This window comes from Blautia sp. KLE_1732_HM_1032, assembly GCF_025147905.1.
Lineage (GTDB): Bacteria > Bacillota > Clostridia > Lachnospirales > Lachnospiraceae > Blautia_A > Blautia_A fusiformis.
In genome coordinates, this window is the sequence record NZ_CP102266.1 from 2,075,589 (window position 1) to 2,099,928 (window position 24,340).

26 protein-coding genes are annotated in these 24,340 nt (G+C 47.6%); all 26 read right to left on the reverse strand.

All coding sequences use genetic code 11. The features are described from left to right. Positions 1-8 precede the first annotated feature (8 nt). Entirely contained in the window at positions 9-1,259 is a 1,251-nt protein-coding gene (locus NQ489_RS09950; RefSeq protein WP_021650533.1) for a glutamate-5-semialdehyde dehydrogenase, read from the reverse strand. A 43-nt stretch (positions 1,260-1,302) separates the two neighbouring features. Then, complete coding sequence (locus tag NQ489_RS09955; protein WP_021650534.1) at positions 1,303-1,863, reverse strand: 5-formyltetrahydrofolate cyclo-ligase; 561 nt, start codon at positions 1,861-1,863, stop codon at positions 1,303-1,305. Beyond that, the gene (locus NQ489_RS09960; protein ID WP_044960849.1) at positions 1,841-2,062 is read right to left on the reverse strand and encodes a DUF896 domain-containing protein; all 222 of its coding nucleotides are present in this window, start codon (positions 2,060-2,062) and stop codon (positions 1,841-1,843) included. Before NQ489_RS09960 ends, NQ489_RS09955 begins: the two co-directional genes overlap by 23 nt. A 16-nt stretch (positions 2,063-2,078) precedes the next feature. Continuing rightward, positions 2,079-2,942, reverse strand: coding sequence for a glutamate 5-kinase (gene proB, locus NQ489_RS09965; protein WP_044960851.1), 864 nt, complete (start codon positions 2,940-2,942; stop codon positions 2,079-2,081). Between the two features lie 34 nt (positions 2,943-2,976). Beyond that, positions 2,977-4,026, reverse strand: coding sequence for a DUF3048 domain-containing protein (locus NQ489_RS09970; RefSeq protein ID WP_021650536.1), 1,050 nt, complete (start codon positions 4,024-4,026; stop codon positions 2,977-2,979). A gap of 76 nt (positions 4,027-4,102) precedes the next feature. Continuing rightward, positions 4,103-4,597, reverse strand: coding sequence for an rRNA maturation RNase YbeY (ybeY, locus tag NQ489_RS09975; protein WP_021650537.1), 495 nt, complete (start codon positions 4,595-4,597; stop codon positions 4,103-4,105). Beyond that, positions 4,594-5,619: a PhoH family protein gene (locus NQ489_RS09980; RefSeq protein ID WP_021650538.1), complete on the reverse strand. Its 1,026-nt coding sequence runs from the start codon at positions 5,617-5,619 to the stop codon at positions 4,594-4,596. Before NQ489_RS09980 ends, ybeY begins: the two co-directional genes overlap by 4 nt. Then, positions 5,612-6,817: a sporulation protein YqfD gene (locus NQ489_RS09985; protein ID WP_021650539.1), complete on the reverse strand. Its 1,206-nt coding sequence runs from the start codon at positions 6,815-6,817 to the stop codon at positions 5,612-5,614. Before NQ489_RS09985 ends, NQ489_RS09980 begins: the two co-directional genes overlap by 8 nt. Next, complete coding sequence (locus NQ489_RS09990) at positions 6,817-7,080, reverse strand: YabP/YqfC family sporulation protein (RefSeq protein ID WP_021650540.1); 264 nt, start codon at positions 7,078-7,080, stop codon at positions 6,817-6,819. Before NQ489_RS09990 ends, NQ489_RS09985 begins: the two co-directional genes overlap by 1 nt. 84 nt (positions 7,081-7,164) lie before the next feature. Then, the gene (locus NQ489_RS09995; RefSeq protein ID WP_015524841.1) at positions 7,165-7,710 is read right to left on the reverse strand and encodes a DUF2284 domain-containing protein; all 546 of its coding nucleotides are present in this window, start codon (positions 7,708-7,710) and stop codon (positions 7,165-7,167) included. Then, positions 7,707-8,669 carry a tRNA dihydrouridine synthase gene (locus NQ489_RS10000; RefSeq protein WP_021650541.1) on the reverse strand — a complete coding sequence of 321 codons (963 nt, stop codon included), beginning with the start codon at positions 8,667-8,669 and terminating at the stop codon, positions 7,707-7,709. Before NQ489_RS10000 ends, NQ489_RS09995 begins: the two co-directional genes overlap by 4 nt. Then, complete coding sequence (locus NQ489_RS10005; RefSeq protein WP_021650542.1) at positions 8,666-9,457, reverse strand: NYN domain-containing protein; 792 nt, start codon at positions 9,455-9,457, stop codon at positions 8,666-8,668. Before NQ489_RS10005 ends, NQ489_RS10000 begins: the two co-directional genes overlap by 4 nt. A 44-nt stretch (positions 9,458-9,501) precedes the next feature. Continuing rightward, positions 9,502-10,722 carry an L-cysteine desulfidase family protein gene (locus NQ489_RS10010; RefSeq protein WP_044960854.1) on the reverse strand — a complete coding sequence of 407 codons (1,221 nt, stop codon included), beginning with the start codon at positions 10,720-10,722 and terminating at the stop codon, positions 9,502-9,504. Between the two features lie 77 nt (positions 10,723-10,799). Next, positions 10,800-11,777 carry an ABC transporter ATP-binding protein gene (locus NQ489_RS10015; RefSeq protein WP_021650544.1) on the reverse strand — a complete coding sequence of 326 codons (978 nt, stop codon included), beginning with the start codon at positions 11,775-11,777 and terminating at the stop codon, positions 10,800-10,802. Next, the gene (locus NQ489_RS10020; RefSeq protein WP_021650545.1) at positions 11,774-12,733 is read right to left on the reverse strand and encodes an ABC transporter ATP-binding protein; all 960 of its coding nucleotides are present in this window, start codon (positions 12,731-12,733) and stop codon (positions 11,774-11,776) included. Before NQ489_RS10020 ends, NQ489_RS10015 begins: the two co-directional genes overlap by 4 nt. A 15-nt stretch (positions 12,734-12,748) precedes the next feature. Next, positions 12,749-13,582, reverse strand: coding sequence for an ABC transporter permease (locus NQ489_RS10025; protein ID WP_021650546.1), 834 nt, complete (start codon positions 13,580-13,582; stop codon positions 12,749-12,751). A 13-nt stretch (positions 13,583-13,595) separates the two neighbouring features. Next, positions 13,596-14,546 carry an ABC transporter permease gene (locus NQ489_RS10030; RefSeq protein ID WP_021650547.1) on the reverse strand — a complete coding sequence of 317 codons (951 nt, stop codon included), beginning with the start codon at positions 14,544-14,546 and terminating at the stop codon, positions 13,596-13,598. Between the two features lie 98 nt (positions 14,547-14,644). Then, the gene (locus NQ489_RS10035; RefSeq protein ID WP_021650548.1) at positions 14,645-16,216 is read right to left on the reverse strand and encodes an ABC transporter substrate-binding protein; all 1,572 of its coding nucleotides are present in this window, start codon (positions 16,214-16,216) and stop codon (positions 14,645-14,647) included. Between the two features lie 222 nt (positions 16,217-16,438). Next, on the reverse strand, positions 16,439-16,693 hold the full coding sequence (locus tag NQ489_RS17620; protein WP_021650549.1) for a hypothetical protein: 255 nt from the start codon (positions 16,691-16,693) through the stop codon (positions 16,439-16,441). Positions 16,694-16,701: 8 nt separating this feature from the next. After that, complete coding sequence (locus tag NQ489_RS10040) at positions 16,702-17,196, reverse strand: MATE family efflux transporter (RefSeq protein ID WP_021650550.1); 495 nt, start codon at positions 17,194-17,196, stop codon at positions 16,702-16,704. Beyond that, on the reverse strand, positions 17,196-17,483 hold the full coding sequence (gene groES / locus NQ489_RS10045) for a co-chaperone GroES (protein WP_044960825.1): 288 nt from the start codon (positions 17,481-17,483) through the stop codon (positions 17,196-17,198). The genes NQ489_RS10040 and groES overlap by 1 nt, the downstream gene beginning before the upstream one ends. 115 nt (positions 17,484-17,598) lie before the next feature. Next, entirely contained in the window at positions 17,599-18,078 is a 480-nt protein-coding gene (gene rlmH / locus NQ489_RS10050; protein ID WP_021650552.1) for a 23S rRNA (pseudouridine(1915)-N(3))-methyltransferase RlmH, read from the reverse strand. Beyond that, positions 18,075-20,822, reverse strand: a complete 2,748-nt coding sequence (locus NQ489_RS10055; RefSeq protein WP_021650553.1) for a DNA translocase FtsK — start codon at positions 20,820-20,822, stop codon at positions 18,075-18,077. Before NQ489_RS10055 ends, rlmH begins: the two co-directional genes overlap by 4 nt. Before the next feature lie 23 nt (positions 20,823-20,845). Continuing rightward, entirely contained in the window at positions 20,846-21,721 is an 876-nt protein-coding gene (locus NQ489_RS10060; protein WP_015524826.1) for an undecaprenyl-diphosphate phosphatase, read from the reverse strand. Positions 21,722-21,900: 179 nt separating this feature from the next. Then, positions 21,901-23,295, reverse strand: coding sequence for an NADPH-dependent glutamate synthase (gene gltA / locus NQ489_RS10065; protein WP_021650554.1), 1,395 nt, complete (start codon positions 23,293-23,295; stop codon positions 21,901-21,903). After that, positions 23,295-24,182: a sulfide/dihydroorotate dehydrogenase-like FAD/NAD-binding protein gene (locus NQ489_RS10070; protein ID WP_015524825.1), complete on the reverse strand. Its 888-nt coding sequence runs from the start codon at positions 24,180-24,182 to the stop codon at positions 23,295-23,297. Before NQ489_RS10070 ends, gltA begins: the two co-directional genes overlap by 1 nt. Positions 24,183-24,340: the final 158 nt, after the last annotated feature.

Sequence of the window (24,340 nt, forward strand, 5' to 3'; positions counted from 1 at the left end):
TATCTGTCTTACGGACGTACCTGTCCGTTACCATAAATAATATACTTGGTGGTGGTCAGTGCAAGGAGTCCCATTGGGCCTCTTGCATGGAGCTTCTGGGTGCTGATCCCGATCTCCGCACCGAATCCAAACTCATTTCCATCGGTGAATCTGGTAGAAGCGTTCACATAAACTGCCGCTGCATCTACCTCATCCAGGAATTTCTGGGCATGGGTATAATCATTGGTAATGATAGCCTCCGAATGCTTTGTATTATATTTATTGATATGTGCAATGGCTTCCTCCACGGAATCCACTACCTTTACAGAAAGGATATAGTCAAGATATTCTGTTCCCCAGTCCTCTTCTGTTGCAGGAACTGCTCCCGGCATCAGAGCCTTTGCTGCTTCATCTGCACGGACCTCCACATGCTTCTCCTTAAGGCGTCCGGCCAGTACCGGCAGGAAATCGTCCTTCACCTTACGGTTTACAAGAAGGGACTCGCATGCATTGCATACACCCACACGCTGGGTCTTTGCATTGATCACAATATCCGCTGCCATCTGAAGATCTGCAGTCTCGTCCACATAGATATGGCAGTTTCCGGTTCCGGTCTCGATGACAGGGATCGTACTCTGGTTTACCACTGCTTTGATCAGTCCTCTTCCGCCACGTGGGATCAGTACATCCACATACCGGTTCAGCTTCATAAATTCCGCAGCCGTTTCTCTGGAGGTATCCTGGATCAGCTGGATAGCATCCTCGGTAATGCTGCAGGCTTTTAATGCCTCACGGATACAGTTGACAATGGCAGTATTGGAATGGATCGCGTCGCTTCCACCCTTCAGGATCACGACATTTCCGGTTTTGAAACAAAGACCGAATGCATCTGAGGTAACATTGGGACGCGCTTCATAAATGATGCCGATCACGCCTAAGGGAACACGTTTCTGTCCGATCAGAAGTCCGTTGGGACGTTTTTTCATACCGGTAACTTCCCCGATGGGATCTTCAAGACCGGTAAGCTGACGAAGTCCGTCTGCCATTCCTTCGATCCTCTCCGGTGTCAGCATCAGACGGTCGATCAGGCCTTCCGGCATCTGATTCTTTTTACCGTTTTCCACATCCAGGGCATTGGCCTTCAGGATCTCATCGGTATGAGCGACAAGAGCCTTTGCCACAGCTTCCAGGGTTTTATTTTTGTCATTTGTGGAAAGATTTCGAAGGACTGTCTCCGCATCTTTCGCATTCTGTCCCAGTTTTTCAAGCATTTCATTCATTTCCAAATATTCCTGCCTTTCTTTCTGTCTTTACAGCAATATCTTACTGTGCATCGCGGTATATATTCTCTTCCGTCACAATGACCTGCGGACGGATATCCGTAGGCTCTGTGGGAACCTCCGAAAGGATCTGGAAGGAAAATCCTACTGCAACGCGGCAGACCTCCGGATGTTTTTCCAGAAAGCGGTCATAAAAACCGCCGCCATAGCCTACCCGGTTGCAATTCACGTCAAAAGCCACCCCGGGCATGACCATCATGGCTTCTTCCCAGGAAACCGTTTCTCCGTCTTCCTTTGGCTCAGGGATCCCGAAGTAGCCGGATTCCAGCTGACTGAAATCGGTCAGTCTGTAAAATACCATATCCTTTCCGAAAACCTTTGGCACTGCCACTTCCTTGCCGTCTTTCCAGGCTTGCTCGATGATATAGCGTGTGATCACTTCATGGTTATAATCTGCGTATGCCATGATCCGTTCTGCATTCCGGTATTCCGGAAGCTGTGTCAGGGCCTCTGTGATCCGGAGACTGTTTTCCCGGATCCAGGCATCGGTATGTTCTTTTCTGGCTTTGAAGATCTTTTTTCTAATTTCCTTTTTTTCTTCCATATTTTTCTCCAAGATTGGTGATGCTGCCATCCTTTTCTTTGATATCGATATTATTCAGATGCGCACGGAGGTTCCCCTTCACTGCATCCAGATATTCTCTCCGAAGCTTCGCCTGTTCCACCTTTTCTTCCTCGGTAAGACCTACACTTTTCTGTTTATGTGCCAGTGCGTTGATCCTGTCGATCTTGATATTGTCCATCATAGTGATACTCTCCTTAAAGCAGTTTTTCGATATAATCAATGAGGAAGAATTCTTCCTTCTTGTTTCCTACAAATAATGTTCCGCAGCTCCTGCCTTCCACGATCCTGTGGATGTTGTGGAAGTCGTTTCCGTTGGCAATGACCATGTCCGCCCCTGCCGCAGTGGCGATGATCGCAGCAGTAAGCTTGGTCGCCATTCCCCCGGTACCGACATTGCTTCCTGTGGAGGATTTGCCAAGCTTACGCATATTGTCATCCATGTTTTCTACAATGTCGATAAACTGTGCATCCGGATTAGAATTGGGATCGTCTGTAAAAAGACCGTCAATATCGGACATGAGGATCAGAAGATCCGCATCGATCAGTGCAGCAACCACAGAGGAAAGGGTATCGTTGTCTCCGAATTTTACCAGGTTCTGGAATTCGTAGGAGGATACCGAGTCGTTCTCATTTACAATAGGGATCACCTTTTCTGCCAGAAGCTGCTGGAAGGTATTCTGGGCATTCCTGCGATTGGTATTGTTGACCATGGTATTCTTGGTCATCAGGATCTGTGCCACCATCTGATTGTATTCCCCGAAAAGCTTCTGATAAATGGTCATCAGCCTGGCCTGTCCCACAGCTGCACAGGCCTGCTTTTTCTCAAGCTCTGCCGGCTTTCCCTTCATACCCAGTGCAGCTGCACCTACCGCAATGGCTCCGGAGGATACCAGCACTACGTCTTTCCCCTGATTGTGAAGGTCGCTGAGCTCTCTGGCCAGGATCTCCAGCTTACGGAAATCCAGTCTTCCTGTTTCTGCGTGGATCAGTGATGATGATCCGATCTTGATAACGATGCGTTTCTTGTCTTTCAGTCGTTCCCTGTAATTTGCGTTCATGTTTTTTGTTTCTCCTGATACCTGTATATTAGTCTTACTGATAAGTAACGGAATCAATCCTGTCATTTTGTACGATCTCCACCCAGGTAGTACCCGGATTCAGGCGGATCTCCTGTTCATTTCCGTCGTAATAATGCGTGATCCCCCATGGAGAATCCTTCTCCCAGCGGATATCAATAGCTTTGCCTCTGGTAATAAACTTGCCCTCTCCGCCGGAAATGGCATCAATATTCAGATAGCCGTTTCCATCGTAGGCCGGGCAGGATGAATACTGAAGGATGATATTGTCGCAGGTAAGCGGTTCATTATCCAACTGATCCACATGTTCCTTGCCAAACTGGAATCTCTTATATTCCTTTGTCTCTTCATCGTATTCATACCACGGATGATTGTCAGTAAAATTATCCAGCTTCACAAGGCTGGCTGTGATCCCATCCGGTACAGTCTCTGTACCATCTTCTGCAAAAAGATAATGTCCGGTATATTCTTCTTTATATTCCTGGCTGTATCCCATGGCATCTATGCCTGCCTGAAGGTGACTGGCATCTGTGTAGGCATTGTGAGGTGCCTTCCTGTCTGTTGTGCGGAAAAAAGCCAGCTTGCCGATCTGGATCCCGTTGAGGTTATCGATCACATGCTGCTCCAGATAAGGCAGTGCATAGGCAGCCTGTCCGTAGTGGGCATAGATCGCATTAAATTCGTTGGCATAAAAGAGATAATAGTCACGGCAGCTGCGAACGGAACCGATTCGTTCCAACTCATCGTAATCTTCGAGAATACCCATAAGACGGGTAATATTACCTTCCACCGGCGCTTCGTAAACAACACCGGCATGTCCGATACCACTCTGGGGAGCTCCGACACTGTTGTTGCCCATCATCACGGCAACCGGTCTTCTCCGTCCAATGCTCTCCGGAACATTTTCGCCGGTAAGATAGCTCTTTACCTGGGTTTCTTCCTGCTTTTCCTCATTGGGGACAAAGCCTACCAGATCCTGCCCTGCTCCAAAAGCGGGAACAGTCTGGGCAATGCAGATGCATGCAGCTGTGATACCTGCCAGGATACCTGTCTTTTTCATTCTCATATATTACCTCCTTTTCTTAAAGCGGAAGAGTTTTCCGCTTAGCTTTTCCGTGGGACAGCCCGCAGTCATTCCGGAGCTAGCGGTTGATCCCCAGCGCCTTCAGTGCCGCTGCCTGCTTGGCTTCCATGACCTTTGCCTCATCCTCTGTCATATGATCATAGCCCAGAAGATGCAGCATACTGTGTGCCACCAGGAAACAGAATTCCCTTGTCACACTATGTCCGTATTCCTCTGCCTGGGCAAAAACCTTAGGCACGGAGATCATGATATCTCCAAGAAGGAGTTCATCACTGTCCAGATCAAAATAGGACTCATCCTCTTCCACAACGGAATAATCCGCCGGTGTCTCAAAGGGAATCATAGGAAATGACAGCACATCCGTAGGCGCCTGGATATTCCGGAATTCCGTATTTACCCTCTTGATCTCCTCGTTGTCTGTCAGGACAAGATTGACCTGTCCGTCATAGGGACATTTTTCCATTTCAAGAACCTTGTCCGCAACCTGGGATGCAAGGGCAGCATAGTCAATGCCCAGATCCTGATCTGTCTCATATTCGATATTTATGGTCATCTTCTGTACTCCTTATTTTTTACAGCATACCTGTCATCCTTCCTGGATTTGACAGGCTTCTGTTTTTTTTCATAATCGTCATAGGCCTGTACGATCTGCTGTACAAGTGGATGACGTACAACATCCTTGCTGGTCAGCTGACAGAATCCGATATCATCGATCTTCTTCAGCACCTTCATCGCTACATCCAGACCAGACGTGGCGTCCCTGGGAAGGTCCTTCTGGGATGCATCTCCTGTGATGATCACCTTGGAACCGAAGCCGATCCTGGTCAGGAACATCTTCATCTGGGCAGGTGTGGTATTCTGTGCCTCATCCAGGATGATGAAGGCATTATCCAGTGTACGTCCCCTCATATAGGCAAGAGGGGCAACCTCGATGAGCCCCTTCTCCATGTTTTTGGCAAAGCTGTCTGCGCCCATGATCTGATACAATGCGTCATAAAGAGGACGCAGATAGGGATCGACCTTGCTCTGGAGATCGCCAGGAAGGAATCCCAGCTTCTCGCCTGCCTCAATGGCCGGTCTGGTAAGAATGATCCTGGAAACCTCCTCATTGCGAAAAGCAGTTACTGCCATAGCCATGGCAAGATAGGTTTTGCCGGTTCCGGCAGGTCCCACGCCGAACACGATCATCTTCTTACGGATCTGTTCCACATAGTCCTTCTGTCCGAGAGTCTTGGGCTTGATGGGTCTGCCCTGTATGGTATTACAGATAAAATCCTTGTCGATCTCCTCCATCACGGAGCCGATCTTCTCCATGGCAAGGGAAAGTGCGTAATTCACATTCTGCTGTGTGATGGTATTGCCTCTGCCCGCAAGTGTGTTCAGTTCCTCCACGATTGCCCTGGCCTGTGTGGCTCCCTCCTGGCTTCCCAGGATCTTAAGAGAACCGTCACGGAAGATCATGGTTACGTTCAGAGTACGTTCGATCAGCTTCAGATGCTCGTCAAACTGTCCGAAAATATTCGCCTGGCGGTCTGCCGGCACATCCACATATAATTCGATAATGCTGCTAGCCATCCTCTGGTGTCCTTTCTTTTGACTGCGTCTTTTTTTCTGTGGGGGCTTCTCTTCCGGTCCGTTCAATGACGGTAAGAGTGCCTCTGCTGACGCAGTCCTGGTGATTTATTTCTATTTTAACATTATTTTCAGATATTTGAACCCCTTTTTCTATTAATTTTTCTTCATAGGCATAAAGCCTTTGTATGGCCTGTTTTTTTGCGACATCCTCTGTCAGCTGCTCTTTCTGTACTTCATACTTTCCGATCGCAGCGATCCCCAGGGTAACAGGAGAACGAAAAATCCCGATACTGAAAAGAGGTTCCCGGCTGACGAGGCGTTCCTCATTTTGTTTCAGAGGAGAGGAAAAGTCCAGAAACCAGTTTCCCAGCTGAAAAAAAAGCCTTGTTTTCTTTTTATCGGACCATACCTTTTTCTCTATGTCCAACGGAAAGGTATCGTAATAGGCAATGGTATGTCGGATGTAAATATCCGCATCTGCCTGAACATATGCATAGCGGATGACCTCCTGACTGTCATCGGTGATGTCCACGATCCCGGAAACCAGTTCCTGACCTTTTTTTATTTCATCCCCAGCCCTGACAAGAGGAGTTCCCTGCCGTGTGACCATGGAATCGATCACACCGTCCAGAGTTGAAAACAGACTGCATGCTCTTTCTTCCGGCTCTGCTTTTTCTCCGGCAGTTCCCTCCCGGATCTCAAAACGCAGGCCCGTTCCCGAAAATCCGGCAGACACCCAGGTGATCTCCGGAAATTCTCTTCGCAGGGAAGCTGCAAGTGCACTGCAGCTGATCTTTTTTCTGGATACTCCGAAACAGACCCCCTGCTCTTTCAGAAAGCTCATCAGCTGGGGTGTGGGATTTAAAATATTTCCCCGGATCTCAACGTTCCACACTCTGCCTGACAGAAAAAAAAGGAGGCAGCAAACTGCCAGAAACCCCGCGGGGATCATTTTTCTTCTTTTACAGAAAAGCAGAAAAAACAAAGGTCCTCTTTTTTTCAGGATGTGGATATGTACCCCTGTTTTTCTCCGCAGTGGCGAGATCTGCAGAAAATCCGCTACCCTCATGGTGAGCTGAAGCTCCGTCTCACCGGTACAGATGATCCTTTTCAGATCCATTTCCCTGCCTCTGCACAGATTCACAAACCGCTGGCACTGCTGCCCCTTAACAGAAACCCGCACAAAACCTGGGATCATTACTTATTTCCCTCCTCCAGCGTAATGCTTTCGATCTGCCCGCGGATACATAGTTCAAGGGTTGTGTAGCAGGGGATCACAAGGTTTTTCCCACGGATCACAAGTCTGCCGGAAGGTGTCAGTATCAGGATCTCCTCCCTTGTATAGCTCTGGATATTCCGGTAATTTTCGATCACTGCCCGGCGTTTTCCCGTAAGTATCACCTGCACCTCCCGAAATGCCGGTTCCCCGGGAAGCTCCAGAAAAGCTGACATTTTTCTCATTAAAAAAATCCTCCGGCTTTTATCATTAATCTATGCCGGAGGATTTCTTCTTATGTATCTTTCACTGTATCTGCTTTTTGTCTTTTATCTGCGGATCAGCACCATGGAAAACCAGAGAATGGTATTTCCACCCAGATTGTATTCCATAGCTTCCTTTTCTACGATCTCACTGACTACCACGCCATAGCTTTCCAGACATGGATGCATATGCTCCGGAAAACGGCATGGTTTTCCGTCCAGATAGGCACAGCGTTCACAGAAGTCACAGGATTCCGTAGAAAGCGTAAAGGTCTCATAGCCCTCTCCCTCCAGAAAATCACGTACCTTCTCTGTAAGCGCTTCGTGTTCCATTCTTGTGGAAAGCATCTCCTTCATGTTCATGATATCCGATACCTCCGCAACGCTGGAAAAGAAAACTGCTTTCGGATAGCTTCGGATCTTCTTTTCGCATTCTGACAGCTCTCCCACTGCCGGAGGACAGGCCCATGTGCTTCCATAACGTTCACATTCCTGTTTACAGATCGTGCGTACACGTGACTGTACTTTAATATCCCCGGTATCCAGCACACGATACTCAAAAATGGGATACTGGGAAATAAACTCATCAAATTTTTCTTTTATACTGTTCATACCTTTAAGATCTCCTGTTCTCCAAAAAGGCTCATAACTGCTGCCTCATAGTCACCAAAATGCTGGGATTTTTTGATCTTTTTCAGATATCTGGCATAATTGGTAAAGCCCGGTGCCATATAACTCCACAATTCCTTCATGCGGAAAAGTACATTTCGTTCTCCTGAAAGATATTCCTGATAATCCCGGTAAAGACGGTCATGGAACTGCCGCAGCTTTTTTCGGTATTCTTCCCGATGATCCTCTCCGTCTTCTTTTTGCATAATGGCATCCAGAAGATAGGGCCTTGCGATCAGGCCTCTTCCGTACATGACGCTGTCTGCATCCGGAAATTTCTCCCGGATTTCCTGATAAGCCTCCACTGAAAAAATATCCCCGTTATATCCCAGGGGAACCTTCAGCTTTTCCCTTGCCTCCTCATACAGTCCATATCTGGGAACTCCCTTATAATGATCCTTCAGAAGGCGTGGATGGATGATCAGCTCCTTCAGCGGATATCTGCCGTAGATCTCAAGAAGCCGTTCCCAGTCTTCCTCATAATCCGTTCCCACTCTCGTTTTTATGGAGATCTCCATCCCGGTCTTTTCGAAGATCTCATCCAGAAAACGTTCCAGCTTATCCGGCTCGCCCAGGAAACCGGCACCCTTTCCCTTGGCTGTGACAGTTCCCGAGGGGCATCCCAGATTGAGATTTACTTCCCTGTGTCCATATTCATCCCGGAAGATATGGGCTGTTTTCACAAAATCCTCCGCATTGTTGGTCAGGATCTGGGGGATCACCGGAAGATCTCCGTTGGTTTCCGGTGATACCTCTTTGATCTCCTTGCTGCTGAGACGTTTATTGGGCTTGGCAGTGATGAAGGGAGTAAAGTATTTATCCATGGGATAAAAACAGTCATGATATGCATTCCGGTAAACCCAGTTGGTTACGCCCTCCATAGGTGCCAGATAATTCTTCATTGTTTATCCTCCTTCATCCGGAAATAGATCTGCTTTCTCCCTCCGCTTCCTGTGGGGATCCTGCCTGTCTCATAATTTCCCAGAGATTTGATAAAGGGGGTCAGCTTGGAATATCCGTAATTACGCACATCAAAATCCGGAAGTCGTTTCCCAAGCTGGTCGCCCAGCTGTCCGGAGGAAAGCCATCCCTCTTCGTCAGAAAATTTCTCGATGATGGCATTAATGGCCTTGCGTACCCGCTTGAGATCTTTGTTCTTCCTGGAGCCGGGGCTGCTCTGTTTGCTGCTGTTTCCGGATTTTTTAGCTTCTGCTGCAGTAGCCAGATCTTCCTTCTTCTCTTCTTCCTGTTGGTTGCGATAGAGAAGATCCAGATATTTAAACTGGTTGCATGCGGAAATAAACGGCTTCGGCGTCTTCTCCTCTCCCATACCCAGGACCAGCATTCCGGATTCCCGGAGCCTTGCTGCCAGACGGGTGAAATCACTATCCGAAGAAACAATACAATATCCATCCACATTTCCGGAATACAGAATATCCATGGCATCAATGATCATCGCCGAATCGGTGGCGTTTTTTCCGGTGGTATAGCTGTACTGCTGGATAGGAATGATGGAATCCTCCAGAAGAACCTTTTTCCAGGAGGAAAGCCGTGCACTGGTCCAGTCTCCATAGATCCGTTTGTAGGTGGCTATGCCGATGTTTGCCACTTCATCCACGATGATCTTGATGTATTTGTCTGATACATTATCTGCATCGATCAGTATTGCAATTCTTAATTCGTTGTCCATAAATCCAACCTTTTCTGTTTAATCTGTGCCGTCTCCGATGCGGGTCAATGCTCCAGCATGATCTTGAGGATCTCTCTGTCTGTTTCCTTCATACCGTCTTTTCCGATCTGTCCCACACAGCTGATGGTCTCTGCGGTTTCTTCCTGGAGAATTCCTGTATAAGGTGCATAAGACTGCCCGTTCATGGCAAGATGATGTGCCAGAAAGGCTGCGTCAAGACAGGCTGCGATCTTGGCAGCACAGGAAATCTTGGCCCCATCACAGATGATTCCCGGAATATTGGCGAGGGTATTCTCGATCGTTTTTTTGATCAGGGAAATATCTCCGCCTACCATATAGGTAATGGCAGCTCCGGCTGCACAGGAGGCCGATACCGCACCGCAGAAGGCAGACAGCTTCCCTATATATTGCTTCTGATAAACTGTGAGGAGATTGGAAAACACCAGAGCCCTGTAGAGGCTGTAATCCGGCAGCTCCATCTCTCTTGCATAGACGATCAGCGGAACAGAGCATGCAATTCCCTGATTTCCGCTTCCGGAATTGATGACAACCGGCATATCACAGCCACCCATACGTGCCTCAGAAGCCGCTGCAGTAAGACTTCTCATTCTGGTGAGCATATCGTGAGAATAATTTTCACGGATCACGCGCCCGATACCCAGGCCGTATTTTCCGGTCATTCCCTCATGAGCAATGGCCATGTTGCTTCTGATCTGCGCATCCAGAAGCTCCTTTACATCGGAAAGCTCTACGGTATCTGCAAATTCCCGAATATCCTCCAGATTTAACAGGCCGCGGTCCGTCTCTTCCTTTTCTTCCACTGCTTTATCTGCATCAAGGAGGATCTCTCCGTTTTTGCTGATCCTGGTCACATTGATATGATCGTATTTGATCTCCAGGCTGACGGCATCTTCACCGGCATACATTTCGATGATAATGTGAAGGACTACCGGCGTGTCCAGAAGCTCCACCTTACAGATATCTGCCTCCAGAAGTTCCCGGCAGCGTGCCCTGCCCTTTTCATCGACTTTGGAAAGAACTTCCATATTCAGTGAGGCATCTCCTGCCACCGCCCCAAGGATCACACCTGCAGGAATCCCCTTTAAGCCTCCTGAATTGGGAATGATCACACAACGCACATTTTTGATGATATTTCCGGAACATTTTGCTACGATACGCTCCGGCTCTTTCCCAAGGATCTCTCTTGCTCTTGCCGCACCATAGGCCAGAGCGATCGGTTCTGTACATCCCATAGCCGGGATCATCTCCTCACGGAGGATCGCCAGATAGTTTTTATATATATTTTTGTCCACTTTTTTATTTACCTTCCCGTATTTTATGATTATTTCTTTTCCTGATATTTATGACATGCTACCATATGTCCCGGCTCCACCTGACGAAGTGCCGGGGTTTCCTGTCTGCAGCGTTCCTCACACCACGGACAGCGGTTATGGAAGCGGCAGCCCCCGATAGATCTGGACTGTACTCCGGTATCCGTAACGATCTGATCCAGAGTTTTGACTCTCGGGTCCGGAACCGGAATCGAGGAGATCAGCATTTTTGTATAAGGATGTAGCGGATTGGAATAGAGCTTATCTGCATCTGCGATCTCCATGAGATTTCCAAGATAAAGCACCCCGATCTCATCACAGATCTTCTGGACCACCTGCAGCTGATGGCTGATGAACAGATAGGTCAGCCCGTATTTTTCCTGAAGATCCTGAAGCATCTGGACGATCTGGGCCTGCAGGGAAACATCCAGCGCAGAAATGGGCTCATCGCAGACTACAAATTCCGGCTGTACGGAAAGTGCTCTTGCAATGGAAATCCTCTGACGCTGTCCGCCGGAGAACTCATGAGGATACTTCAGAAGATCCTGCTCTTTGAGGCCAACCACGCGGATCAGTTCTTTTGCACGCTCCTTACGTTCTTTCTGCGTGTACATTTTATGGATCGCCATAGGCTCACAGATGATATCCTGCACTGTATGGCTTGGGTCCAGAGAGGAATAGGGATCCTGAAAAACGGACTGCATTTTTTTGCGATATGGAAGCAGTTCTTTTTCCCCCATGGCTCCGATCTCTGTTCCTTCATAAAAAATCTCACCGCCTGTGGGTTTATGATAACGTAGGATTGCCTTTCCGATGGTAGATTTTCCGCTTCCGGATTCTCCTACCAGACCGAAGGTTTTCCCCTTTTCAATCGAAAAGCTTACCTGATCCACAGCCTTCAGTATGCCCGGCTTAAAGGACAGAAGCTTCGGAGATTTCTGTTTAAAATATACTTTCAGATCTTTTACTTCAATTAAGGGCTTGCTCATCTCTTCTCCTCCCTTCTGTGACAGAATATCCTGTGTCCCTCTGAAGCCTCATAATATTTCGGAAGACAGGCTTCACAGGTTTTGTCCGCATATTTACAGCGATTCAGGAAGGGACACAGATCACCGTTTCCGTCCGAAAGATCTCTCTCCAGAAACTGTTCAAAGGTACCTCCCACCCGCGGCATGCTTGCGATCAGTGCCTGTGTATAGGGATGTCCCGGATGAAGAAAGATCTCTTCTACAGTTCCCTCTTCCACCACGTAGCCACCACACATGACAGCTACCCGTTTACAGGTCTGCGCTACAACGCCCAGATCATGAGTGATCAGGATGATGCTCATATTGTTTTTTTTCTGAAGCTCCAGAAGCAGATGAAGGATCTGCGCCTGGATCGTAACATCCAGGGCTGTGGTGGGCTCATCTGCGATCAGAATCTTCGGATCACTGCTCATGGCCATGGCGATCATCACACGCTGGCGCATACCGCCGGAAAGCTCGTGGGGATAGCTGTTCATAGCCTTTTCCGGGTCTGTGATGCCAACGGCTGTGAGAAGCTCCAGCACCCGGGCCTTTGCTTCTTTTTTGTTCATATTGGTATGGCGCCGGATCAGCTCTACCATCTTATTGCCAACAGTGTAAACCGGATTCAGTGCGGAAAGAGAATCCTGAAAGATCATGGCGATCTCACCACCGCGAATCTCACGGAGCTCTGCTTCATTTTTCTTCAGGATATCTTCTCCCCGGAACAGGATCTCACCACCCATGATCTTACAGTTGGATGGTCCGAGACGGAGAATGGATTTGGTGGTCACGCTTTTTCCGCTTCCGGACTCTCCTACGATCCCGAAAAAATCCCCCTCACTGATGGCAAAGCCTGCACCTTTTACTGCCTGTGTCTCTCCAAGGTCTGTAAAGAAAGACACCTTCAGATCTTTTACTTCCAGTAATTTTTCCATATGTAAATGTCCTCCTTACTTGGGCTCGAATACTTTTCTTAATACTTCTCCCAGATAATTGAAGCTGACGACCGTGATCAGGATCAGGATTCCGGGGAAAATAGCCAGATACGGTGCCTGCTGGATATAGCGCTGTGCATTGCTCAGCATACTTCCCCAGGAAGCCGTAGGCGGCTGGATACCCAGGCCAAAAAAGCTCAGTGCAGATTCCATCAGGATGGCATTGGCAATGTTCATGGTTGCAGCCACGATAATGGTAGGCATGATGTTAGGCAGGATATGATGTACAATGGTGGAGAATTTCTTCTGTCCAGAGATCTTTGCATAGATGACATACTCTCTCTCGTTCAGGGAAATAGTCTCGCCACGGACGATCCTGGCAATATTCATCCAGGTCAGAAAGCCGATGATCAGGACAATGTTCTGAAGTCCCGGTTTCAGGAAGGCATTCATAACGATCATGATCAGGAATGTCGGAAGGCTCATCAGCGCATCCACCAGACGCATCAGCACTGCATCCACCGTTCCTCCCACAAAACCGCTGATGGAACCGATGATCACACCAAGGGCTGTCGAAAGCACCATGGAAAGGAAGCCCACCAGAAGGGATGCTCTTCCTCCGTAAATACAGCGGGCCAGATAATCCCGTCCCATATCATCCGTACCGAAAAGATGCGCCATGGAAGGAGCATTCAGTCTCTCTGTGGCGCTGATGGCATTGGGATCTACCGGATACAAAAAGGCAAAAATGGAGATCAGTGCCAGCAGGATGATCGCTGCTGCACCTACCACTGCAAGTTTATTTGTCTTAAAACCAAGTTTGATATTTTTCCAGATATTTTCTCTCATGTCCCTTTACCTCCTAACATCCTGCTTTGCGGATCCTCGGATCAAAGACAGCATACAGGATATCTGCCAGAAGATTTCCGAGCACCACGAGAAGCGCGGTAAACATGGTGATTCCCATGATCAGGGGATAATCATACTGCATAACAGCGGTCACTGCCAGCTGACCGATTCCCGGCCATGCAAAAACCTGCTCGGTGATAATGGCACCGGAAACCAGAGACTGCAGGCTCATTCCGAGAACTGTGATCATAGGAAGCATGGCATTTTTCAGTACATGCCGGAAAAGGATTCCAGACTCTTTCATTCCGTAAGCCTTCTGCACCATAACATAATCGGAGGACATTTCCGTAATGGTACTGCTTCTTAAATACCGGATGTACTGTGACGCATTTGCAAAGGTCAGAACTGCGCAAGGCATGACCATATGCAGGATCAGATCTCCTAAGGAACGGTTGCCGTCTGAATGCATACCGATACTTGGCAGGATATGGAGATGCACACTGAAGAGATAGATCAGCATGATACCGAACCAGAACGTAGGAATGGAGATACCTACATAACAGAACATGCTGGTGATCTTATCCAGAACACCATTTTTATTCTTTCCGGAATACAGGCCCAGTACAATGGCAATGAGAAAACCAAGCAGCATGCTGGTTCCCATTAGGATCACGGTTGCGGGAAGCCTCTCCAGCATCTGTGTCAGGACCGGTCGGTTATTCATCAGGGAATTTCCGAAATTCCCGTGAAGGATCCTTCCCAGCCACAGAAAGTACTGCTCATAGACAGGCTTTGTAAGTCCCAGGCTTTCTCTCAGGTTCTGGATATATTCTTCACTCATATTTGGTTCCACATAAGTCAGGACAGGATCTCCGGGCGCTGCTTTTGTCAGTGCAAAGCAGAGAACAGAGACAATAAACAGTGTCAGAATACACTGTATCAGACGGTTTACGATCTTCTTCAAAATGTACCTCCTTTATTTTCCCCGAAAACAGGAAATCGGCTGGCGCAAAAACGCGTCAGCCTCTTTCTGTTTCCGGTATTCATCCGCTATAAAATTATTTATTTCTCCAATGTGTAGATCTTGGAATAATCATAATAAATAGTTTTTAACAGACATTCATCAAAGCCTCCGAAATCTTTACTTACCGCATAGAAACCATTGGAATAAGCGATCGGATAGATATACATGTTATCATTGATCGTATTCTGGATCTCCTTATAAATCTCGCCACGTTTTGTCTCATCTGCAGTGCTGTTGCCCTCTTCCCATAATGCATCCAGATCTGTATCCTTGATCCTGGAATAGTTGGAACGGCTGACGGAAGAACTCATGTCTGCATAAAGGCTCGGCTCTTCTCCCAGAGTGTAGAAGCTCAGTACCAGATCATAATCTGTGCACTCCGGATCCTTTGTCTTATTCTTGAAGGTAGACTCATCTGTAGGAAGAAGATTGATAGTGATTCCTACATTGGCAAGGGCAGACTGTACATACAGAGCCTCACTCTCCATTGTCTTATCTGTGGAGATATACATCAGATTCAGAGAAAGACTTGTCTTTCCTGCTTCGGAAAGGAGCTCCTGTGCTTTAGCCGGATCATTGTCGTAGGTATTGTCCGGTTTTGTATAGTAGAGTGTATCCGGTGTGAAAATAGAATCTGCAGGTTCTGCATAATCCTCGGAAAGGAAAGCAAACTGACAGAACTCCTCTTTATTCAGTGCGTATGCGATCGCCTGACGTACCTTTACATCCTGAAGATCTTCGTTCAGCTCATTCATGAACATGGCGTTGACACGTCCGGAATTATAGGTATTGATGTTTACGTTATCATAAGCACTGACGGTATCGTAATCATCTGCGCTGATCAAACGTGCATCCAGATCTCCGCTTGCAAGTGCCGCATTGGCGGAGCTGGAATCCTTTACGATCTTGAAGGTGATGGAATCCAGATTTACATCATCAAAATAGTCATCGAATTTTGTTACTTTATAATACTCTCCGGATTTGTATTCCTCGAACTTAAAAGGACCACTTCCCACCGGTTCATTGTTGAGATCACTTTCTCCGATATTCTCCACGCCGTCATAAATATGCTTCGGAATACAGTAAACCTGGCTCAGTCCGCCAAGAAATCCTGCGGAAGATGATCCAAGGGAAATCTTGACTGTAAGGTCATCAACCTTCTCTGCCTCTACTGCCTTGTCATTAACGTATCCGTAAGAAGAGTACGGAACATTCTGCTTCTCATCTACCAGCACCTGCATGGTGAATACCACATCATCGGCTGTGATCGGCTGACCGTCATGCCATTTCAGTCCGTCTTTGAGCTTCAATGTGAATTCGCTGGCATCATCATTGGCTGTTACACTTTCGCAAAGTCCGTTTCCGTAATACATCTCTCCGTTCACGATCTCAAAAAACGGGCTGTACAGTGCCTGCATCATATCGAAGCTTGTCTGATCCACAACGTAAAGCGGATTGATGTTCTGCGGATCTGCTGTTTCTGCAATGGTAATATTTCCGCCTTCCGCCTTGGTTCCTTCTGTTTCTGCTGCAAAAGCAGTCATTCCTGACATAACAGTTGTTCCTGCCACTGCAGCTGCCAGAAGCGCTGCCAGTACTTTTTTTCTCATTTCCTGTTCCTCCTGTGTTTCAGTGAGTATACCTCTTTTCCCACCAGTTTAATATGATATAAGCAAGATAATACTATACCATATTACCTTTGTCAAGCTGTCCCTGGCTCTTCAGAGATTTTTTTACTGCATTTCGTTAAAGCTTGTATTTATTCTACATACAGATTACACAGGCGTCAAGATAAATTTTCTGTATCTTGCCTCTGATCTATATATATTTCCTTAATTCGTCATATTTTTGATCCAGTGTCCGTAATTGCACTTCAAAAATGCAGGCACGCATTTAAAGATCTGATCTGCATTCAGGCAGCATACCACCACTGCCGGAGATGCCTTGACTACAAATGCCATAAACATGGACAGAGGGATCACGATCCCCCAGGTACTGATCAGGTCCACCTTCATGGAATAAGCGATGCTTCCGCTTCCCCGAATGATACCACCGTTTGTCGGCATCTGATAGGACATTCCTACCATTACTACACTTAAGTCATTACCGAAAGCCCGAAGGCAACCCCTGCAATTTCCACACAGCGCAGTGTAGCAAGCAGGATCTGCGTCACTGCAAAGAAAAAGTAAGTAAACCGGATGATCGCCAGATAGGAAAGACCGGCTTTGATAATCGTCTGGTCTGTTGTAAAAAGCCCCAGCAGCTGTGTTGGAAAAAGGCTGGCCAGGATAAACAGCATAAGGGCAATAAAAAAGCCTGTGCGCATGGCCCAGGCACCGATCTTCCTTACCGGCTCTGTCTCTTTCTTTCCCCAGTACTGACTTCCGAATATGACAAGTCCGTCTCCCAGAGCCATAAGCAGCTGCTGAAAGACGAACTGTACCTGGTTTACGGTGGTCACACCGGATAATGCAGTTTCGCTGAAAGCTCCCAGCATAATGTTGTCCGCAAGATTGACACTTAAGGTCACTACATTCTGCAGCACCAGCATGGAGCATAATTTCAGAAAATTACGATAAAAATTCTTCATCAATCTTTTACGATGGCAATGATATCATCTGCGTTAATCACCAGATATTTCTCACCCTCATATTTGATCTCGGTTCCTGTGTATTTTCCGTAGATCACACGGTCGCCCGGCTTTACCTGTACCGGTACTTCTTTACCGTCTACGACCTTACCGCCACCTACTGCGATAACCTCTGCCTGCTGGGTTTTCTCCTTGGAGCTGTCCGGAAGTACGATGCCGGATGCGGTTTTGTCTTCTGTCTCAAAATATTTTACGATAACTCTGTCTGCAACTGGTTTTAATGCCATATTCATTTCCTTCTTTCTGTGATTATTAGCACTCTTGAGCTTCGAGTGCTACTCTTTTTTTATCATACTACATATCCGAAAATTGTCAAGATATTTGCAGATATGTAGTATGATATTATTTATGATAGGGCTCTCCGCTGATGATACGATAGCTGCGGTAGATCTGTTCCAGAAGGATCACACGCATCAGCTGATGAGGAAATGTCATCTTCGAAAAGCTTAAAGCATAGTCTGATCTCTTCAGTACTTCTTTTCCAAGACCGATAGAGCCGCCGATCACAAACTGGATATGGCTGGTCCCACGTATTCCCAGCTCGTTGATCTTCCGTGCGAAGTTCTCAGAGGTCAGCTGTTCGCCTCCGATCTCTAGAGTGATCACAAACGCATCATCCCGGATATATTTAAGAAGACGCTCCCCTTCCTTGTTCCGAATGGCATCTTCTACTGTTTCGCTGGCATTATCCGGTGTTTTTTCGTCGGACACTTCTATGATCTCCAGCTTGCAGTAACGCCCAAGGCGCTTGGAATACTCCGCAATGGCATCCCGCAGATATTTTTCCTTGATCTTCCCTACTGTCAGGATACTTATTTTCATCCACCGTTCTCCTCCAGATAATTCTCAAATTCTTCTGCTGACATCAAAACCTTCCTTGGCTTGGTTCCTTCCTCCGGACCTACCACTCCTGCGTCACAAAGCTGATCCATGATCCTTGCCGCACGGTTAAATCCGATCTTGAACATACGCTGGAGCATACCGATGGAGGCCTTTTCCTTCTCAATGATAAATTTACCGGCTTCTGTAAAATAGACATCTCTGTCACCGCCGCCGGCTCCTCCCGGAACACCAGCTGTATTGACCTGCTTCTCGATGGAGGTATCATAAACAGCACCCTGATTTTTGTCAGAGACATATTCTACGACTGCACTGACCTCCTCATCTGAAACAAAAGCGCCCTGCAGTCTGGCCGGCTTCTGATATCCCTGAGGATAAAACAGCATATCGCCCTTGCCAAGAAGCTTCTCGGCACCGTTCATATCCAGGATCGTCCTGGAATCCACACCGGAAGATACGGAAAATGCGATCCTGGACGGCATATTGGCCTTGATCAGACCTGTGATGACATTGACCGATGGTCTCTGGGTAGCAATGATCAGATGGATACCTGCTGCACGTGCCAGCTGGGCCAGACGGCAGATCGCATCCTCAACTTCTCCCGGCGCAACCATCATAAGATCCGCAAGCTCATCCACGATGATCACGATCTGCGGCATCTTCTCAGGTGCCTTTTCTCCCTCCGGGACCCGCATATTGGCAACCTTTTTGTTATATTCTCCAAGATTACGTACCCCATATTCCGCAAAGGCATTGTAACGGCTGGTCATCTCGGAAACAGCCCAGTTCAGCGCACCGGCCGCTTTCTTCGGATCTGTGACCACCGGAATGAACAGGTGCGGGATCCCGTTATATACACTGAGCTCCACCACCTTCGGATCGATCATGATCAGACGCACCTCATCCGGTGTAGCCTTATAAAGGATGCTGATGATCAGCGTATTGATGCAGACGGATTTTCCGGAGCCGGTTGCTCCGGCGATAAGAAGATGCGGCATCTTGGCAATATCTGCCACTACCGGTTTTCCGGCAATATCCTTACCTGCTGCAAAGGACAGCTTGGATTTCGCATTTTTAAACTCCTCTGACTGAAGAAGATCCCGCAGCATGACCGGGCTGTTCTCCTTGTTCGGGACCTCGATCCCCACGGCTGCCTTTCCCGGTATCGGTGCTTCGATGCGGATATCCGGTGTAGCAAGATTCAGCTTGATATCATCGGAAAGACCAACGATCTTGCTGACCTTCACACCCATTTCCGGCTGCAGCTCATAGCGGGTAACGGTAGGTCCGCAGCTCACATTGGTAACGGTTACATTGACGCCGAAATTATGCAGGGTTTCCTGAAGCTTCTGCGCTGTTTTGCGCAGATGTGCATCGGAATCTCCCTGAGATCTGCCATCTCCGCGCTTCAGAAGCTTCAGCGGCGGATACTGATATGGTTTCTTCTCCGGAGCTTCTCCCTGGCTGATCTCATGCTGGATATTTCTGATCCCATGCTCGATCTCTGTCTGAGATGACTTCGGGTTTCTGGAGGGCTGATGGGATGCCTTCTGTTCAGCTTCCGGCTGAGGATCCTCCTTTATCTCAGCGGGAACGGCTGCCTTTCCTGTTTCCCGAGAAGCTTTTGCTGCTGCAGCTGTCTTTGCCGGCAGGATCTGCTGCATCTCGGGAATATCCACATCCTCGTAGCCGGCATAAGCATCCTCCTCTTCGGCTTCCTGCATTTCTCTTTCGAAATCCGGCTCCTCCGACTCTTCCCGGGCCGGCTGGGACTGTGAACGGTGGATCTGGAATTCCAGCGGCTGAGCATGCTCCTCCGGTTTCTCATCAAGCCCTGGATCCTCTTCTGTCAGATCTGTATCTGCCGGAAGTACAGCCTTTTGTTCATCAAGGAAAGAAGGAAGATTAAATTCTCCTTCCCGGTTCGCCTTCACCGCAGCCTGTCTTTCTTTCTGCGATCTTCTTGTTTTTTTCTTTTGTTTTTTTGAGATATTTTCCGGATCTTTCTCTGTAAGGGCAAGTTCTTCTTCCTCCAGCTCTTCTTCCAGCCGGCGGATCTTCTCCGCTCTTTTTTCCGCACGGATCTTTCTGCGAAGCTCCTTCTGCTTTTCTCTGTCCGGCTGTCCCTCAAGATAAGCTTCTCTGCCCTCTCTTGCTGCATCTGTAAAAAAGTCCAGGATCTTATTCATAAATCCGAAGAAGGATCTCTGTGTTATGATAATGAGAGACACAAGAAGCACCAGAACGATGATCACAGTTCCGCCCACAACGCCAAAAGCGGATGCTGTGGAAATACATACTGCACCACCGAATACTCCACCGCCGGTACGGTATTCCGAACTCAGTGAATAATAATCTGAAAACGTGGTACTTGGCGTATAGCCCTCTGTGATCAGCTGAAGAAAGCCGCAGAGGAACACAAAAAATACCACGCCCGCCAGTACCTTTTTGTAGGCAAGGCGGTTGGTATTGTTCACGATCAGGAACGTAACTCCGGCAAAAAGCAGGATCGGGAAAATATATGCACAAAGTCCCATGATGCCAAAGCATACGGCACTGATGGCATTTCCTACGATTCCTCCCATACCAAATGCACTGATCATCAGGATCAGGCAGGCCGCAAACATCACAAGGATCAAGATCTCTGTCTGAAAGCGGTTACCGACAGGCTGCTGCTTCGCTGCAGGTTTTCTTTTTCTTTTTTTTGTCGTTTTTGAAGCTGCCATTGTCAGACTCCTCCCAGTTGATATCAAATATAATTCGCTGCCAGAATAAGGATTCCGGCTGCAAAAGAATAAAATGCAAAATAACGCAGTCTGACCTGATTCGAAAGCTTAAGCATAAAACGGATCACCAGATAGCCTGTGATCCCGGCCACGATCATTCCAAGAACATAAGTAAATCCCTGGCCAACAGTCATATGAACAGAAGTGAACTCTCCCATCTCCACAAAAAAAGCTCCCACCACAGCCGGAATGCTCATCAGCAGCGAATATTTCACTGCAAACTTCCGTCCGAGGCCGCAGAAAAGTCCTGCGCTCATGGTAAGTCCAAGCCTGGAAAGGCCCGGAAACACAGAAAGGCCCTGGCAGATACCCATCCACATAGCATCTCCGAAGCTGGTTTCTTTTGTTCCCTTGCTGCCATTGACATTACTGTAGTCCACAACAAGGAGGATCACACCTGTAAGAAGGATTCCGATCCCGGAAAACATGTGTGAGGATGCGCTTCGCACAACAAGTCGTTTGCACTGATATCCGATCAGGACTGTAGGAATAGTAGATACCATAATCAGGGCAGTAAGCTTCCGGTAAGTTCCGCTTATGATCTTTGCGTAGGTAAGCTCTTTCCCAGTCCTACGGTTATAGAGAAAAATATTGGCATTTCCGATCAGATCCAGTATCATTCCGATCAGCTCGATCCCGATCTTCTTGATGTCCTTCAGAAAAACAAGGATCAGAGCTATCATAGTTCCCAGATGGAGCATCACTTCAAAAAGCACACCGGAGCCTCTGGTACCGCCCAAAAGATCCTGCACTCCACAGAGATGTCCGAAGCTGCTCACCGGCAGAAATTCGGTGATTCCCTGAATGATTCCCAATATAATCGCATGTATCACTGACATAATGATATTTCCTTTTCTTAAATTTTTTCCAACACATTATAGCATAACTGAGTAAAACTTACAATCTTCACTTGGCAAAAGTTTCAAACAAATGTTCTTTTTTGATCTACAAGAAAAAAAATCCTCCGGCTGCATCAAAAAACACAGTCGGAGGATCTGTTTATAAACAGACTTTCTGCTTATTTATTTTTCAGATATTCGTCGATACCTTTTGCACCAGCTTTACCTGCACCCATGGCAAGGATTACGGTAGCTGCACCTGTAACGGCATCACCACCGGCATATACGCCGTCCTTGGATGTCTTACCGGTTTCTTCCTCGGCAACGATACATCTTCTCTTGTTGATGTCAAGGCCCTTGGTTGTGGAAGAGATCAGCGGGTTCGGTGAAGTACCAAGAGACATGATGACAGTATCTACATCCATATCATACTCGGAACCAGGAATCTCTACCGGACGTCTTCTTCCGGATGCATCCGGCTCACCAAGCTCCATCTTGACAACCTTCATACCGTTTACGTGGCCGTTCTCATCAACGAGGATCTCCTTCGGATTTGTAAGAAGATCAAAGATGATGCCCTCTTCCTTAGCGTGATGAACTTCCTCTGCTCGTGCAGGAAGCTCTGCCTCACTTCTTCTGTATACGATATGTACCTCAGCACCAAGTCTCAGCGCTGTTCTTGCAGCATCCATGGCAACGTTACCACCGCCGACAACTGCAACCTTTTTGCCTGCTGCGATCGGTGTATCATAGGAATCATCGAATGCTTTCATGAGGTTGCTTCTTGTCAGGTACTCGTTTGCAGAGAATACACCGCTTGCATTCTCACCCGGGATGCCCATGAACATCGGAAGTCCTGCACCGGAACCGATGAATACAGCCTCAAATCCCTCATCCTCGATCAGCTGATCGATGGTAGTGGACTTACCGATGACAACGTTTGTCTCGAATTTAACGCCAAGTTCTTTGACCTTCTCGATCTCTTTCTTAACAACCTTCTGCTTCGGAAGACGGAACTCCGGAATACCGTAAACAAGAACACCGCCAAGCTCATGAAGAGCCTCGAATACAGTTACATCGTATCCTGCCTTTGCAAGGTCACCTGCACAGGTAAGTCCGGATGGACCGGAACCGATCACTGCAACCTTATGTCCGTTCTTAACCTCTGCTCCTGCAGGTTTGATATCATGCTCCAGAGCATAGTCTGCAACGAATCTCTCCAGCTTACCGATAGAAACAGCCTCGCCCTTCTTACCGCGGATACACTGTCCCTCACACTGGGATTCCTGCGGACATACACGACCACAGATAGCCGGAAGTGCGGAAGATAAACCGATCACCTTGTAAGCCTCTTCCATGTTGCCCTCTTTGATGTGCTCGATAAATCCCGGAATATTGATGGATACCGGACATCCCTCTACACATTTCGGTTTCTTACAGCCAAGGCATCTCTGTGCCTCTTCCATTGCTTCTTCCTGATTATATCCAAGACATACTTCCTCGAAGTTTGTCGCACGTACCTTCGGATCCTGCTCTCTTACAGGAACTTTTTTTAACATTTTTGCATCTGCCATTAGTTGTCACCTCCGCAATGTCCGCATCCACCGTGGTGGGTATCGCCTTCCTGAAGCTTCAGTAATGCACGGCCCTCCTGGGTCTTATACATCTGGCTTCTCTTCATAGCCTGATCGAAATCAACGAGATGTCCGTCGAACTCCGGTCCGTCTACGCAGGCAAATTTGATCTCATCACCGACCTGGAGACGACAAGCGCCGCACATACCGGTTCCGTCAACCATGATCGGGTTCATGCTGACAATTGTGTGGATACCAAGCTTCTTGGTAAGAAGACAGACAAATTTCATCATGATCATCGGTCCGATCGCTACACAGACGTCATAATGCTTGCCCTCGTTTGTCACAAGATCCTCAAGAGTCTTTGTTACCATACCGGAACGGCCATAGGAACCGTCATCTGTTGTAACATAAAGATTGGAAACAGCGCCAAGCTCTTTCTCAAGGATAACCATATCCTTAGTCTTGGAACCAAGGATAACATCCGCTGTGATGCCGTGCTCATGGAGCCATTTAACCTGCGGATAAACAGGTGCGGTACCGACACCACCGGCTACGAATACCATTTTTTTCTTCTTAAGTTCTTCGATATCCTCATGGACGAACTCAGACGGACATCCCAGAGGTCCTACGAAATCACGGAATGAATCTCCCGCCTTCAGTGCGGACATCTTAATGGTAGATGCTCCGATCTCCTGGAATACGATGGTAACTGTACCGGCCTCGCGATCGTAATCGCAGATGGTAAGCGGGATCCTTTCTCCCTTTTCGTCAAGTTTCACAATGATAAATTGTCCTGGCAGACAGTGGCTTGCAACACGTGGTGCATGCACAACCATAAGATGGATCTTAGCTGCCAGCGTTTCAGCTTTTAAAACCTTATACATGGTCTTCCTCCTCGCGCAAATTATAAACCTTTATTAATAATACGCTAAAAATCAGCATATGACAAGAGTAGATTTACAATTTCTGTCAAAATTCTTTACCACAGCACAGCGCAACCATGTTAGCCTTATACAACTAGCATCATCAAAAGCCACATACA